Genomic DNA, 15,855 nt, shown 5'->3' on the forward strand with positions numbered 1-15,855 from the left:
GCAATGTTAAAAAATTTATCTAGCATCAGGTAAGCACTACTCATCTACTAATAAAACTAGCGACGCTGATAAATAGTTTTACCTGCTTTAATAGTAGTCATCACCTTAATGTCCTTTATCTTACTAGCATTAATAGTCAAAGGGTTGCTATCTAAGATCACTAAATCAGCCAGTTTACCTGGGGTTAGAGACCCTTTGCTGTCTTCTTCATAATACTCATAAGCTGGGTTAATAGTAATGGCTTTTAGGGCTTGATAAGGGCTGGCACGTTCATCCTTACCAATGATCTGACCGGAGCGTGAAGTGCGATTCACTGCTGACCAAACCGTAAATAACGGACTGACTGGGGTTACCGTATCATCAGAATGGTTAGTATATCTTAGGCCCATTTTATCAGCAGTAGCTATCGGACTAGAAAAATTAGCTCGTTTTTCACCTAAGTTTTTGACATGGACATCACCCCAAAAGTAAGCGTGATTAGTAAAGAATGACGGCAACATATTATACTTTTTAAAGGCTTGTAGTTGATCAGGACGAGCAAATTGCGCATGGATAGGGATTGTACGACGATCTTTATCGGCTGCTTGCCCAGTCTTTTTTACCGCATACTCATGCGCTTTGATCACCATATCAGTGGCCCCATCGCCATTATTATGAATAAATAGCTGATTGTCACGGGCATAAGCTTTGGCAAACATCTCATTGAGCTGGTCTTGGCTGACACTAGGCAAGCCACGACAGTCCTTTTGACAATCTGGTACTGGCGTTAGGTAAGGCTGACTGAAATAAGCCGTTTTACCTTGTGGCGAGCCATCGGCGACGATCTTAGTGCCTTGAACTTTAAAGCCATTGTTATAAGTCTTCCAGCTAAAGTTTTTATCGGCTAGGTTTTCATCTAAGTCACTAACCCCTGCCAGCGCCACTAAATCGATTTTGAGCTTACCGGCATTTGCCTGCTGTTGGAAGAAAGCAATAGTATCACGAGTCGTCGAACCGTTTTGGGCGGTAGTCAGACCATTTTCGGCATAATAATCTTGCGTAGACTCAAAGAATTTAGCTTGATTGGGCTCTAACACTTCTAGCATCTTGCGCACGAAGGGATACATCGCGGTTTCTTGTACTAGGCCATTAGGCTCGTTTGAGCCTTTGACTCGTGCAATATTACCGCCGTCAGGGGCTTTGCTATTAGCCGTTATATTCAATGCTGCCAGAGCCTTGCTATTTGCTACGCCCATATGACCACTAGTATGTTGTAGATAGACTGGGTTATTAGGCAGTACCGTATCGATCTCATCTTTAGTAGGATGTCGATCCTCGCTCAACTGAGTTTCATCATAACCCCAACCATAGATCCACTCACCATCAGCAATATTATTGTCTTTTTTATAAGCTTTGAGCGCTTGCAGTATGTCATCGATGCTAGCTACTTTGCCGACAGGTGACGGGTTAAGATTGACTTGCCCCATAGTGTTCGACACCATATCGAAATGGCTATGCGGATCGATAAACCCTGGTAATAGAGTTTGGTTTTTTAGATCGACTTGCGCCGCATTAGTATATTTTGACTGGGCGTTAGACAAATTACCGACGTAAGCAATTTTGCCTGCTTGCGTTACTAAGGCTTGCACCATTTGTGGCTGATCGCCTTCCATAGTGATGATGTTACCGTTGTAGTATACAGTGGCAGCATTAAGCTCAGTGCTGACAGGATCGGCGCTAGTATTCTGCATCGCGGTACAACCCATAATGCTCAGTAGCGCTACACTAAGTAACGTCGGTTTGATCAAAGTCTTCAAGTTGATTGTCTTATTCATTATTTGCTCACTGTTTATCGCTTTGGTCATTACGCTATCCTTAATGGTTCAGCTAAAGTGTTAGGAGGTTATTGTTTTCCAAGATTTATTAGCATAGCGTATTTTTGTAGACAAATGTGCTTGATATTTTCGGTCATGGCAGTAGGTAATGACAACCCCTAAATTCGATAGCGCTCATCTAAGCGCCCTTAAAAGATAGATAGGGTACAAAATGTAATCGTCTAATATATGAATGATGTCATAGTCGAACCGGTTAGATATCAACTCATTATCTGCTGTTATATTACAAGAGAGTGACTAAAGAGATTAAGATTTATGTTCTAATTCACTCTCTCTTAGCTATTAACTCTAGTCATGCTTATGAACGCTTTAGCAACGAAAAAACTGCTGTTGGTTGGAGCAGGTCATGCTCATATTGATCTACTGCGCAGTATTATTAACAGTAGTGAGCCACCGAAACATTTGCAAATTACTTTAGTTACTGAGCAGCCACAGACTATCTATTCAGGGATGTTGCCGGGTTGGATGGCGGGGCACTATAACCTTGCTGATATCAGTATTGATGCACAAGCACTATGTGAGCAGGCAGGGGTGATTTTTATCCAGCAGTCACTAGCCAAAGTAGATGCTGCCTCTAGCATAGCAAGGACTGCTGATAATCAGCAATTGGATTATGATGTTTTGTCCTTAAACACCGGTGCCAATACAGATTTGCGATGGCTAAATAAAGGGCAAGATCAGCTGCCAGCTAATACTGAAACAGCCGTACTTCCTATACAACTTCCTGCACAAGTGGTTGCTGTGCGTCCTATATCGTTGTTTATCGAGCGTTGGCAGCAGATTATCGAAGAGGCTAAACAGTCTGCACAGTACCAGCTGGCTGTAGTCGGTGCTGGGGCTGCTGCTACAGAGTTGGTGCTAGCAGCACAGTATGCTTTGCGGTGTATCAATTCTAATCACCAAGCTTATTTGGTCTGTGGAGATGAGCTATTATCGGGCTTTAATCAACGCTTTAAAAAACAAGTTATCAAGCAGCTACATAGACATAAAGTGCAGATAGTTTATGAGCGTGCTTTGGGCTATAGCGAGGGTCAGTTGCATACGAGCCGTCATCCATTAGTTATCGATGCGCTGATAGCTGCTACGGGAGTCACTGGTTCTGCTTGGACGAAACATACTGATCTTCATACTGTCGATCATGGCTTTATCGCCGTCAATGAGGTGCAGCAAAGTATCTCGCACCCGAATGTATTTGCGGTGGGCGATGTGGCTACTCGAGTGGACCAAAAGATGGCGCACTCAGGGGTGCATGCGGTACGTGGCGGGGCAGTAGAGGCGGACAACTTGCTCGCTTATTTAGCGGATCAGCCTTTACATAGCTATGATCCAAGGCTACGTACTTTGTACTTATTATCTTGTGGTGATAAATATGCCATCGCCAGTTGGGGCCGTTATAGCTTACAAGGCCGTTGGGTTTGGCAGCTAAAAAAATGTATTGATAAGCGCTTCATAAAGTCAGGATTTAACTAAAGGGTGGTTAGCTAGATAGAAAAGATAACGTTATTAGACATAAGTTGTCATTAACAATAAGCTATTATTGATTAGATAAACTATATATTAGTTAAGATCTTTAGCGCTTTTTACTGGTTTTTTTGTACGTTTTAGCTTTGTACTAATAAACCTTGTAAGCTACTGGTTATAACTAATTATTAATAGCAGCGGCTAAAAGGCTATCCTGTTATCATTAAATATATTATTAATAAGGTTTTATACCATTATGAAATCTACCATAAAGTTACTAGAGCATACTGATTTCCCTGCTATTAAACGTCGAGAGTTAAAGATCCTGCAAGTTAATATGGGGTATTTATGCAATATGTCTTGCGTGCATTGTCATGTGGCAGCTAGCCCTTATCGTACTGAAATGATGTCACGGGCATTAGTGGAGCTGATACCCCAAGTACTACAAGCGCAGAATATCAATACGTTAGACTTAACCGGCGGTGCACCTGAAATGCACCAAGATTTTAAATATCTAGTCAAAGCCGCCCGAGCCCTAGGGGTAAAAGTAATTGACCGTTGTAACCTGACTATTTTGATGGAAGAAGGTTATGAAGATATGGCAGAGTTTTTAGCCGATAATCAAGTGGAAGTAGTGGCCTCGCTACCTTGTTATTCGCTAGAAAACGTCGATAAACAGCGTGGCAAAGGGGCCTTTGATGGCAGTATTTTGGGCTTACATAAGCTTAACGCTTTGGGTTATGCAAAAGCGGACTCTAAGCTCATCTTGAACTTAGTTTATAATCCACAAGGGGCTACGTTACCACCCAATCAGCAACAGTTAGAAGATGATTATAAGCATGAGCTAAAGCAACATTTAGATATTGAGTTTAATCAATTATTTGCGTTAACCAATATGCCTATTCAGCGTTTTGGCGCTGTGTTATTGGCTAAGAACGAGTTCCATCCTTATATGAACTTACTCAAAGACAATTATGCTGCTGACAACCTAAAAGATGTGATGTGCCGTGAGACTATCAGTGTTAATTGGCTAGGTGAGCTGTTCGATTGTGATTTTAATCAGCAATTAGAAATTCCAGTAGCTAATAAATTGCGCCGACATTTAGCCGATTTACTGACTCAGAACCCTAGCGGTGATGACATCGCTATTGCTGATCACTGCTATGGCTGTACCGCTGGGCAAGGCAGTAGCTGTGGCGGTGCTCTAGATGAGGAAGCAGAGAAAGCTCAAGCCTAGTTTAATGTTTTATAGCAATAATCTAGCCCTAATAGTATTTGATATATAAAGGACAACCTATGAAAAAGCTATTGATTGTCCTAGTGGTTATTTTGGTTATCGCCGGATTCTTTTTATTTGGCTTCAATGATTTGTTAACCTTAGAGGGTATCCAAGCGCGCTTAAGTCAGTTCTATCAATGGCGTGACGACGCCCCACTGCTTGTCGGTGGCCTATTCTTCTTAGCTTATGTACTCATTGCCTCCTTTTCATTACCAGGCGCTGCGCTAATGACGTTGCTGGCTGGGGCATTGTTTGGCTTGTGGTGGGGTCTGTTATTAGCCTCATTCGCTTCTAGTATTGGGGCGCTGTTTGCATTTTTAGCCTCACGTTATCTGTTACGTGACAGCTTTCAAACGAAGTTCGCTAGCAAACTAGATAGTATCAACCAAGGCATAGAAAAAGACGGTGGCTTTTATTTATTTACTTTACGTCTCCTACCTTTATTCCCATTTTTCTTAGTAAATATTTTGATGGGTCTAACCAACATTAAGACTTGGACTTACTATTGGGTCAGTCAAATAGGGATGATTGCAGGCACTTTTGTCTACGTCAATGCTGGAGTGCAGTTGGCACAAATTGATAGTCTTAAAGACATCATATCGCCGACGTTACTGGCTTCCTTTGCCTTATTAGCAGTGTTTCCATTACTCGCCAAAAAAGGTCTAGATTGGTACAAAGCTCGGCAAGTCTATAAAGGCTGGAATAAGCCAAAATCTTTTGATCGTAATATGGTCGTTATCGGTGCCGGTGCGGCCGGATTAGTATCGTCGTATATTGCCGCTACCGTAAAAGCTAAAGTTACTTTAGTCGAAGCGCATAAAATGGGCGGCGATTGTCTAAATTACGGTTGTGTACCTAGCAAGTCGCTGATTAAGAGCGCTAAAGTGGCTCATGACATGCGTCATGCTACTGATTATGGTCTGCAGAATGTAGCCGTGGAATACGATTTTAAGTCAGTGATGGCACGGATACAGCGTATTATCGCGACTATTGAGCCGCATGATAGTATCGAACGTTACGCCAACCTTGGTGTCAATGTAGTCAAAGGCTATGCAACGATTATTGATCCTTGGACAGTAGAGATTGCTAAAGAAGATGGTACTAAGCAACGCCTGAGCGCTCGTAGTATCGTTATCGCTGCTGGCAGCCAACCCTTTATACCACCGATTGTAGGGCTTGAGAATGTTGATTATTTGACCAGCGATACGCTATGGGAAGCACTTAGTCATCAATCAGCGCCTCCTAAGCGCTTAATCATCGTTGGTGGCGGTCCGATTGGCTGTGAGCTGGCGCAAGCTTTTGCCCGTTTAGGCTCTAAAGTGTCACAAGTACAACGGGGTACGCAGCTACTGAATAAAGAAGACAGGGAAGTTGCGGATTATGCCAAGAGTTGTCTAGAAGCGGATGGCGTACAAGTACTATTACAGCATGATACGCTGCGCTGCGAGCGAGTCGATGGTAGGCAGTATTTGATAGTCAAAGATACTAGCGCCGCTGACAGTATTGCTGATAACGACACTGAGATCGCACTTGAGTTCGATGCGATGATTATTGCTGTCGGCCGTAGTGCCCGTATGAGTGGTTATGGGCTTGAAAGCTTAGGCATTGATATTGAAAACACCGTCGTCACTAATGACTATCTCGAGACTAAGTTCCCTAATATTTTAGCGGCAGGTGATGTGGCGGGCCCTTATCAGTTCACTCATGTCGCCTCGCATCAAGCTTGGTATGCGGCAGTTAATGCTTTGTTTGGTAGTTTTAAAAAGTTTAAAGTTGATTATCGAGTTATTCCTTGGGTGACCTTTATCGATCCTGAAATTGCTCGGGTGGGTCTTAATGAATACGAAGCTAACGAAAAGAATATCAAGTTTGAAGTGACTCGTTACGATATTAGCGATCTAGATAGAGCTATCACTGACACGCAAGCTAGTGGTTGGGTCAAAGTGTTGACAGTACCCAATAAAGACAAAATCTTAGGCGTGACGATCGTCGGTAATCATGCTGGTGAGTTGCTCGCTGAGTATGTACTGGCCATGAAATATGGTCTTGGACTGAACAAAATCCTAGGGACTATCCACACTTATCCTACTATGAGTGAAGCGAACAAATACGCAGCAGGTGAGTGGAAACGTAATCATGCACCGCAGAAGCTATTAGCCTGGGTAGAGAAATATCATCGATTTAAACGGAGTTAAATATATGTTATCAGTTACTCATCTGGTTAGTCGTTCAACCCCGCTTTTAGTGAGTAGCATGATAGTAAAAACGGCTATGGCCACTGCTATACTGCTAGCGAGTGCCACCGCTTATGCTGACTTTAATCATAGCAGTTGGGATAGCTTGTTAAATAAAAACGTTACTATGACCAATAGTGGCAAAGCCTCAGTAGTCAATTATGCGAGTATGAAAGCCGATAAAAGCAAGCTTGACAGCTATATGGATGCCACTAGCAAAGTCAGCCAGTCAGAATTTAATGCTTGGAGCAAAGATGAGCAGTTGGCATTTTTGATTAACGTCTATAATGCGGGCACCGTAGAGCTAGTGTTAACTAAATATCCCAATATTAAGTCTATCAAAGACATCGGTGGGGTGTTTGGCTCCCCATGGAAGCAGAACTTTATCTCCCTATTAGGGAAAACGCGTTCACTTGATGATATCGAGCACAACCTCATTCGCGGCTCTAAACGCTATAACGAACCACGTATTCACTTTGCAGTAAACTGCGCTAGTATTGGCTGTCCGGCGCTATTAAACGATGCTTTTACCGCCAGCAAACTGGACAAGCAGCTAGAGCAAGTGACTAGTAGTTTCTTAGCAGATACTAGCCGTAACCGTCTCAAAGGTAATACTTTAGAGGTGTCGCCAATTTTTAAATGGTATAAAGAAGATTTTGCTACTAGCTGGCGTGGCACCTATGATCTAGCAGGGTTTTTGGCTCGTTATAGCACTTCTTTAGGGCTTAATAACGGCCAAGCAGCGCAGCTAAGAAACGGCAAAATAAAAATTGGCTATAGTAGTTATAACTGGAACTTAAATAAAAAATAATTTATAAAAGTAAAATTACTATGGATTTAGCGTTATTTGACTTTGATGGCACTATTACTGATAGCGATGCTTTCACAAAATTTGTATTTTTTGCTGCTGGTAAACAGCGCATAGCTACCGGTAAGCTGTTGCTATTACCAGAAATCATTGCTTATAAAGCTCGGCTGACGACTGGTAAACGTATTCGGCACAAGATATTTAGCCATGGCTTTAAAGATATCTTTGCAGTGAATATAGCGGCGCAAGCTGAGTATTTTGCCGCAGAAATCTTGCCAGATTTAGTACGCCCAGAAGCATTAGATAGAATCCATTGGCATAAAGATAGAGGAGATGAGGTCAGAGTAGTCTCCGCCTCGCTAGAGTTGTACCTGGCGCCTTGGTGTGCGCAACATAATATCGCCTTATCCTGCAATCAAGTTGAAGTAATCAACGGCAAACTAACCGGTAATTTTATCGGTAATGATTGCAGTGCTGAGGAAAAAAGACGCCGAGTTGAAAGCGCTTATGAGCTAGACGCTTACGCGAAGATTTATGCTTATGGCGATACTTCTGAGGATAGAGCGTTGCTAGAACTAGCGGATTATGCTTTCTATCGTTATTTTTAGAGCATTACTTTTAGAGCACTACTTTTACCGAGGATTGCAGGCTATGCTGTTGTTAAATATAGAATGGGCATTATGCTGATAAAAAAAAGCTGGCGCTGTTTTGCAGTATTACCGCCCTCAGTGGCTAAAGGGATAGCGAGGGTTAATAAAAATTCGGTAACTGCACAAGGTAGCAGTAGTCAAATTAACAGCAGCGCAGTAGAAGCAAGCTGGGTATCAATCATTATCCCCATACTTAATGAAGCAGATAATTTGCCTCGATTGTTTAATAATATAACTAGCCTCAAGCCATTAGCGCAGCAAGTGCTACTAGTCGATGGCGGTTCTACAGACCAATCGCTTAGCGTTGCTGAGCGCTTCATTAAGCAGCACAACCAGCAACTAGCTAATAAAGACTCTACTACTGAGTGGCAAATTATCGATTCTGCTGCTGGTCGTGCTATGCAAATGAATACTGGGGCTGAACAAGCTACAGGCAATATATTATTGTTCCTGCATGCTGATACGCAGCTGCCAGAAGACGCTATTAGTCATATCAAGCAAGTACTGGATCAAGCTAATAGTAATTATAAGTGGGGGCGTTTTGATGTGCGTCTAAACAGTGACCAGCCGGTGCTGTGGCTAGTCAGTGCTATGATGAATGCTCGTTCACGGTTGACTGGAATTGCTACAGGCGATCAGGCTATTTTTATAACAAAATCGCTATTTGGGCAAATCGGTGGCTATCCTCAGCAGCCTTTAATGGAAGACATACAGCTATGCAAAAATTTAAAAGGCATAGCTAAGCCTGCTTGCCTAACCAGTAGAGTGACTACCTCAGCTAGGCGTTGGCAGCAACACGGTACTTGGCGAACGATACTGCTCATGTGGCACCTGCGCTTTGACTACTGGCGTGGCGTGTCAGCCGAAGAGATAAAACAGCGCTACTATAAAAACTAATAATTAGAAATTTTAATGCTCAGCCTATAAACAGCATAGTGCTTATATCGAGGTCAATAGTAGTAGCGAGCAGAGAAAAACAGGCAACAGGATAGCTATGGTAAAACCAGCCGCAACAGCAATAACGCAAACTAAGGCGCAGCAAATAAATAACCGAACTTGCATCATTATCTTCGCTAAATATCCAGCTAAAGATAAGGCTAAGACCCGTCTACAACCAGCGTTAGGTATCGACGGTGCAGCAAAGATGGCACGGCAGTTATTATTACATAGTATCGAGCAAGCAGTAGCTAGCGGATTTAGCGTAGAGTTATGTGTCAGTCCAGCGCCAACAGATCGCTGCTGGCAAGACCTTGATTTGCCGACAAGCTTACGCTGGTCAGCACAAGCATCAGGTGACTTAGGATTACGTATGCTAACTGCTAGTGAGAATGTCTTAAAGAGCTTTGATAAAGTCTTGCTAATAGGTAGCGATTGTCCTGATTTGACAGCCGAACGATTGCAAAAATCAGTGCAACAACTACAGCAGCATGATACGGTAATGATTCCAGCGTTCGATGGAGGTTATGTGTTACTTGGCTTTAAGCAAGTCGCTGCTAGCTTATTCTCGGATATCATTTGGAGTACCAGTAGCGTCGCTAAGATAACTCAGCAGCGTATTGCGGCGCTGCATTTGACATTAGCGCTATTAGAGCCTTTGGCTGATATCGATGAGCCTACCGATCTAAAATATTTACCACTAGGCTGGCTCGATAGCGAGATCAAGGTTAATAACCATAGTGAAGTTAGTGCCCCTGTTCATTGATAATGAAGGAAGTAATTTGACCTTATCGTCTGGATGAATAAAGTATTTCACTAACTGAAATCAATACCCCTTAAAAGGCAATGCAATATGTATGATGTTGTGCAAGATTATTATGGCAAACAGCTACAGAGCACTGATGATTTAAAAACCTCGGCTTGCTGTGATGTCAGCAATATGCCCAGTTGGCTCAAGCCGCTATTAGCTAATATTCACCCCGAAGTACTAAGTCGCTATTATGGCTGTGGTTTAGTATGCCCAGCGCTGCTACAAGGATGTCGAATCTTAGATTTAGGCTGTGGCTCAGGACGTGACGTTTATGCCCTAGCCCAATTAGTGGGTGCGACTGGGCAAGTAGTGGGTGTCGATATGACCGCTGAGCAGTTAGCGATCGCTAAGCAGTATCAGCACTATCACAGTGACAAATTTGGCTATGATAATGTGACCTTCTTAGAAGGTTATATTGAAAAGTTAGATGAGCTAGGCTTAGAAGCTAATAGCTTCGATATTATCGTTTCTAACTGTGTGATTAACCTATCGCCTAATAAAGCAGCGGTGATGGCTAGTGTCCAGCGTTTACTTAAGCCTGGCGGCGAGTTCTATTTCTCTGATGTCTATGCCGATCGACGCATTCCGCAGCAACTAATAGACGACCCTGTGCTTTATGGCGAATGTCTCAGTGGTGCATTATACTGGAAGGACTTCGAACGTTTAGCTGCTAATGCGCAATTCTTAGACCCTAGGCTGGTTGAAGATCGCCCCTTAGAAATTACTGATCCCGCACTAGCGGCTAAAATAGGCAATATTCAGTTCTTTTCAGCGACTTATCGTCTATTTAAGAGCCTTGCGATAGAGAATGCTTGTGAGGATTACGGACAAGCGGTCATCTATAAAGGTAGTATCGATCAGCTAGCTCAGCGCTTTGATCTCGACAAGCATCATCGTATTGAAACTGGTCGGGTGTTTCCTGTTTGTGCCAATACTTATAATATGCTCAAAGAATCACGTTTTGCGCCACATTTTGAGTTTATTGGTGATACTAGCCATCATTATGGAATTTTTGCCGGTTGCGGTGAGGAATTACCTTTTGTTCAGCAAGCAGCCATTGAGCAATCAAACATAGCACCAGCACTTAGCATCTCTAGTAAGTCGAATACGTCAAGCAGCTGTTGTTAATTGTTTATGGTTAACTGTCTATTTTAAAAAGCTTATTACTTATGCTGTTTTTGTGCATTGATGGTTAGCTAAAAATTGGATAGTGCACAATGAAAAAGGCCATCGATTAATTTGATGGCCTTTTTTACTACATAGTAGAAGTTAGATTACTCAGGTAATAGGGCAATGAGCTTAGCTTTAATGGCTTCATCCATATCCTGAACAGGAGTGACTAAAGCTTGTGCTAGAGCATTATGAGCAATGGATTCAGGCTGTTCAGCGGCTAGTAATGCTACTGCTTGTTTGATCACATGCTGAGCATTGTCAGCATTTTTCACAAGATTTTGAATAGCGTAATCAGCACTGACTGCTTGCTCAGTAGGATGCCAACAGTCGAAGTCGGTGACTAAAGCCAAGGTAGCATAAGCGATGCTAGCTTCGCGTGCTAACTTGGCCTCGGGCATATTAGTCATACCGATAATATCTGCTTGCATCTGGCGATACCAGTGCGACTCAGCACGGGTAGAAAACTGCGGGCCTTCGATACAGACATAAGTGGCTTTTGCATGGCACTGACCGTCGTTGATTTTGGCTTGCGCATAAGCCCGTTGCAAAATATCGGCTACCGCAGGGCATAGTGGATCTGCCATCGACACATGAGCTACTGCACCAGTACCAAAAAACGTACTAGCACGGTGCTTAGTCAGATCGATCATTTGATCAGGTACTACCATATCTAGAGGCTTTAGCGGTTCTCTCAATGAGCCAACCGCTGACACTGAGATAATATAGCGCACCCCTAAGGTTTTAAGGGCGTAGATGTTGGCACGATAAGGAACCTTAGAAGGAGTGAATCTATGCCCTTGACCGTGGCGAGTCAAAAAAGCGACGGTAACCCCATTTAGTTCGCCAAGGACGATATCGTCTGATGGCTTACCATAAGGCGTCGCTATACTAACGCTACGTTTATTGGTTAGATCCTTCATTTGATACAAGCCGCTACCACCAATGATGGCTATCGTAGCAGTATGTGGTGCTGGGTCGTCGATTAATGGAATGGTCATGAAGGTTTTCCTAAGGATGAATAAATTACCGCTCATTCTCGCACAGAACAGACAAAAAAAAGATGTTATTTAACATAGAGCCTTTAATTCCACTTTCAGCTTTTTAGCGCATTCAATTATCTTTTTTCTATCGGCAGCAAAGGCACCGTTTTCGATGGCGGTTAGTCGCATCTGCAGGGTGATATCATAATGAGGATAACTAGCGTTACCATGGAACAAGCGCTTATCTACTTCAATAAGCTCAGCAAAATCATGCAATTCTTGCAGACTGTCCGCTAGCATATGACACCACTTATAACCCTTGAATTCTATACTGACAAAATCTACATAGATGGCCATTTGCTTATTTCCTATATGATTACCAGCTTATTCATGATCAAAGTGATCAAAGTGTAAGCCTATTTAACTAAGGTCTAACTCTTAAGAAATATTAAGTAAAATAATTCAATCAAAGTGCCGACCTGTTGTCATAGCAAAGCGGTAATTTAGTGGCGAAAACGATCAGTCTGAGCGGATTTTTTATTAGATCCTATCTAACTTACTACAAAACTAACTCAATCCTGTACGAAATAAGCTACCGACAATCAGCAAGCTCACTGATAGAAGAGTAATCAAAATAATATTAACAGAAAAAGCCCTTAGCGTATTAGTAGATAGGGTTGGAATCACCCAAAAGCGGGCATGTAGCGCTACTAGAATAGTTGCTAATAACAACGATAATTTAAGACTAATTAGAATGCTCAAGTCATTATCTAAAGTGAACCAAGCGCTAAAAGTAGGCATTATCTGATGTGCCATCCACAGACCAGTAACTATTTGTACTACTAAAGCTGGCAGACCTACTTTTTCGAACTGCTGCTCGAATTGTAGCAACATTGCCAGATCACGGTTAGCTAGGACTTTAGGTAAAATGGCTAGTGATAAAATCAGATGACCACCAGTCCAAATGGTAGCCCCTAATAAATGCGCAATTAATATATAGTTGAGCATAGCTACAAATTCCTAAAATTGGAGGTTATCAATAAAAAAGCGAGTTATAAAACCTACTAAGCAATTACAGCCTTTATCCTACCTGCACTATCTTGGCTGATAAGATGTATTCATTGCAGTGCTAAGCCAACCTGATAAATAGATAGACTAAATAGCAACTTTGTAGGACACTATTAAGAATACCGATCTAGTGTATTTATAAATAACAGTGCAAACATAATATTAACAAGGATGACTATTATGACTAACTATAGCTCGGCTAACCATACTAATAATGGCAAAAATATCAAATCTAGCCAACAACGACCTGCTTTTTCTACTATCAAGCTAATGGTAGGTGGCGCAGCTCTTACCGCGCTACTAGCGAGTTCAGGCTGTGCTACTAACGAATTATTAGAAAGTGGTACTAGAGTCAGTAGCAAAACCGTTAACAACATCATATCTCAAGATCAGATTATCGCTTTTGGCCGCCCAGCAACGGCCTTACCTAATATGCCCATGGCAAGTATGGTGATCGTCGGTGCCAAGAACAGTTATGTGTTGACCCAAGGTGGTACAGAAATGATCAATCTGTTAACCAATTTGTCAGCGAAAAACATTCAAGTCGAAAATGATATGACTTTTAACGTGCCAAAGAATGATGGTTATTTTCAAGGGCAAATGAAAATGTCCTATGCTAAGCTCAAGGATGAGTTTGCACGCTCCGATTATCAGTTCTTCTTACAGAATGGAGGCCAAGATTGTACTTCAGCTAGTGACTTGCGTATCAATGCCCAACGCTTTTGCTTCATGGTTCCGGTGCAAGGCGCTATCTATCCACAAGTTAGTAACTTGAGTATGATTCAGTCAAAGTATCAGCCATTAAGTAAACCTTATACGGTGACTTTTTATGGTCAAACTCAGCAGACTCAAGCTACTAGTAGCGGGGCTAACACGGGGCAAAAACTAGTACTACTACCGTTTGCATTGGCCTTTGACGTCATAACTCTACCGTTCCAGATTTTAGGTGCTGTTGCCAATTAAGTCTATCTTCGGCGCAGTTAGCATAAAAAAAGCACTCAATATTGAGTGCTTTTTTAGGGGCAGTTTTCACAATATTGCTTAACGCTAAGTAGTTAAGTTTTAGTAATGAGCGCTAAGTAATGAAATTTTATTATTTAGCGCTCATTACTTAGCGTTAATCAGTTAGCTTTTACTACCTCAGGTCTATTATTTTGAGGGGAAGTTAAATCTTAAAGCTAAATTCTGCCAATAATCATTTTTAAACAACCATACTAACCACTGGCTTCACCATGAAGTTAAAGATGAGGCGCTGTTTTGAGTAATAAAGCCATCTGGCGTTTGCCCATTAACGGCTTGCCAACTTTGAAAAGCTTTGCGGGTGTTAGTACCGATAACCCCATCTGCACCTTTAGTATCGAAACCTGAGCTAGTCAAACGTTGCTGCAAGCGCATAACTTGTGAGGTAGATAGTGGACGCTCATAGCGTGGCCATGATTTACGCAGACCGCTTTGACCAGCAATAGCTTTGCCCAGTAAGCTTACGCCGAGCGCATAATTTGAAGAGTTATTATAGACTTTTATTACGTCGAAGTTAGGGCTTAGTAGTAGCACAGGGCCATCTTTACCAGCGGGTAGCCATAGCTCCATCTGAGTATTGGCATCTAAAGATACGTTATCTATAGTGTCGACACCGAGTGCTGCCCATCTAGCGGCAGTTTGTTTACTACCAACAGTACTGTAGTCAAACGAGGCGGGCAAAGATGCCTCATAAAACGGAGCAAGGCCACGTACCCAACCGGAATTGCTCAGATAGTTGGCAGTAGAGGCGAGGGCATCAGCAGTGGCCCATGGATTACGATGTCCGTCTCTATCCCCATCTACCCCGTGCTTGAGCCACGTATCCGGGATAAACTGAGTCTGTCCCATGCCACCCGCCCAAGAGCCATCGAGCTGAGACCAAGACACATCACCACGTCGTAATAGAGTCATCAATGCTAACAGTTGAGCCTCAGCAAACTCTTGACGACGACCATCATAAGCTAAGCTTGCCAGCGAACTTGGGATATGACTGTTGCCAGTTACCGCCCCAAATGAAGACTCCATACCCCAAATCGCTGCTACTATTTCGCTACTAACCCCGTATTGTGACTCTAAGCTTGAGAGGTATGAGCGCTGCTGTGAAAACTTACTTTTGCCACTGCTTACTCTGCCACTAGATACCGCAGAGTCAGCATAGTCCCAAGGCATCTTAGAAAATTCTGGCTGGCTCGAATCCAAAGAAATAACTTGTTGATTCAAATAAGTAGAAGCGAGCAAGCGTTGCACATCTGAAGGACTTTGACCAGCGGCGATAGCACGCATTGAAAAGTCTGACTTCCAATCTGCAAAGCTACGATAACTAGGCTGTGGAGCTGGTATTGGCTTTACCACTGTAGGCTTCACAATGACAGGACTAGGCTTGATGGTCTGCGTTTGAGTCACTTCAACCGTGCCCTGACGTACAGGTTTGCTTTGCTGCTGCAGTGCTTGCTGGCTAGTACAACCAGCCGCAAATAGAATAGGAAGAAGAGCGATATAATGCTTGTTTAACATAACAGGAGTCTCGTGTATTGATAGGAGGCTATAGGCCAAGCGCTAT

At 42.7% G+C, this 15,855-nt stretch carries 14 protein-coding genes; 9 read left to right on the forward strand and 5 right to left on the reverse strand.

The window, feature by feature from the left end:
* Nucleotides 1-56: 56 nt before the first annotated feature.
* Entirely contained in the window at nt 57-1,844 is a 1,788-nt protein-coding gene (locus tag KPY62_RS12770) for an amidohydrolase (RefSeq protein ID WP_228730695.1), read from the reverse strand.
* A 330-nt stretch (nt 1,845-2,174) separates the two neighbouring features.
* Here KPY62_RS12770 and KPY62_RS12775 point away from each other — a divergent pair, with 330 nt between their 5' ends.
* The 8 genes from KPY62_RS12775 (at nt 2,175) to KPY62_RS12810 (ending at nt 11,181) form a co-directional block, all read left to right on the forward strand.
* Nucleotides 2,175-3,344, forward strand: a complete 1,170-nt coding sequence (locus tag KPY62_RS12775; RefSeq protein ID WP_216582792.1) for an FAD-dependent oxidoreductase — start codon at nt 2,175-2,177, stop codon at nt 3,342-3,344.
* A 247-nt stretch (nt 3,345-3,591) separates the two neighbouring features.
* Nucleotides 3,592-4,572 (forward strand): arsenosugar biosynthesis radical SAM (seleno)protein ArsS, encoded by a 981-nt coding sequence (gene arsS, locus KPY62_RS12780; RefSeq protein ID WP_216582794.1) that lies wholly within the window; start codon nt 3,592-3,594, stop codon nt 4,570-4,572.
* 59 nt (nt 4,573-4,631) lie between these two features.
* The gene (locus tag KPY62_RS12785) at nt 4,632-6,809 is read left to right on the forward strand and encodes an FAD-dependent oxidoreductase (protein ID WP_216582796.1); all 2,178 of its coding nucleotides are present in this window, start codon (nt 4,632-4,634) and stop codon (nt 6,807-6,809) included.
* 4 nt (nt 6,810-6,813) lie between these two features.
* Nucleotides 6,814-7,659: a DUF547 domain-containing protein gene (locus KPY62_RS12790; RefSeq protein ID WP_216582798.1), complete on the forward strand. Its 846-nt coding sequence runs from the start codon at nt 6,814-6,816 to the stop codon at nt 7,657-7,659.
* A gap of 20 nt (nt 7,660-7,679) precedes the next feature.
* On the forward strand, nt 7,680-8,264 hold the full coding sequence (locus KPY62_RS12795; RefSeq protein ID WP_216582800.1) for an HAD-IB family hydrolase: 585 nt from the start codon (nt 7,680-7,682) through the stop codon (nt 8,262-8,264).
* A gap of 72 nt (nt 8,265-8,336) precedes the next feature.
* Nucleotides 8,337-9,203, forward strand: coding sequence for a TIGR04283 family arsenosugar biosynthesis glycosyltransferase (locus KPY62_RS12800; protein WP_216582801.1), 867 nt, complete (start codon nt 8,337-8,339; stop codon nt 9,201-9,203).
* A 97-nt stretch (nt 9,204-9,300) separates the two neighbouring features.
* A complete protein-coding gene (locus tag KPY62_RS12805) occupies nt 9,301-10,008 on the forward strand; it encodes a TIGR04282 family arsenosugar biosynthesis glycosyltransferase (protein ID WP_216582803.1) in 708 nt (235 codons plus the stop codon).
* A gap of 87 nt (nt 10,009-10,095) precedes the next feature.
* Nucleotides 10,096-11,181 (forward strand): methyltransferase domain-containing protein, encoded by a 1,086-nt coding sequence (locus KPY62_RS12810; RefSeq protein WP_216582805.1) that lies wholly within the window; start codon nt 10,096-10,098, stop codon nt 11,179-11,181.
* A 146-nt stretch (nt 11,182-11,327) separates the two neighbouring features.
* On the opposite strand, the gene mtnP is transcribed toward KPY62_RS12810, so the two are convergent.
* The 3 genes from mtnP to KPY62_RS12825 all read right to left on the reverse strand — a co-directional run bounded on the left by mtnP (nt 11,328) and on the right by KPY62_RS12825 (nt 13,214).
* On the reverse strand, nt 11,328-12,224 hold the full coding sequence (gene mtnP, locus KPY62_RS12815) for an S-methyl-5'-thioadenosine phosphorylase (protein ID WP_216582807.1): 897 nt from the start codon (nt 12,222-12,224) through the stop codon (nt 11,328-11,330).
* Between the two features lie 69 nt (nt 12,225-12,293).
* Nucleotides 12,294-12,563 carry a DUF4031 domain-containing protein gene (locus KPY62_RS12820; RefSeq protein ID WP_216582809.1) on the reverse strand — a complete coding sequence of 90 codons (270 nt, stop codon included), beginning with the start codon at nt 12,561-12,563 and terminating at the stop codon, nt 12,294-12,296.
* A 210-nt stretch (nt 12,564-12,773) separates the two neighbouring features.
* Nucleotides 12,774-13,214 (reverse strand): CopD family protein, encoded by a 441-nt coding sequence (locus KPY62_RS12825; RefSeq protein WP_216582811.1) that lies wholly within the window; start codon nt 13,212-13,214, stop codon nt 12,774-12,776.
* Nucleotides 13,215-13,454: 240 nt separating this feature from the next.
* Here KPY62_RS12825 and KPY62_RS12830 point away from each other — a divergent pair, with 240 nt between their 5' ends.
* The gene (locus KPY62_RS12830) at nt 13,455-14,237 is read left to right on the forward strand and encodes a hypothetical protein (protein WP_228730696.1); all 783 of its coding nucleotides are present in this window, start codon (nt 13,455-13,457) and stop codon (nt 14,235-14,237) included.
* Between the two features lie 264 nt (nt 14,238-14,501).
* Here the strand turns inward: KPY62_RS12830 and KPY62_RS12835 are convergent, their stop codons facing one another.
* Nucleotides 14,502-15,809, reverse strand: coding sequence for a lytic murein transglycosylase (locus tag KPY62_RS12835; RefSeq protein WP_216582813.1), 1,308 nt, complete (start codon nt 15,807-15,809; stop codon nt 14,502-14,504).
* Between the last annotated feature and the right edge of the window lie 46 nt (nt 15,810-15,855).

The organism is Psychrobacter sp. TAE2020 (assembly GCF_018919485.1).
Taxonomy (GTDB): Bacteria; Pseudomonadota; Gammaproteobacteria; order Pseudomonadales; family Moraxellaceae; genus Psychrobacter.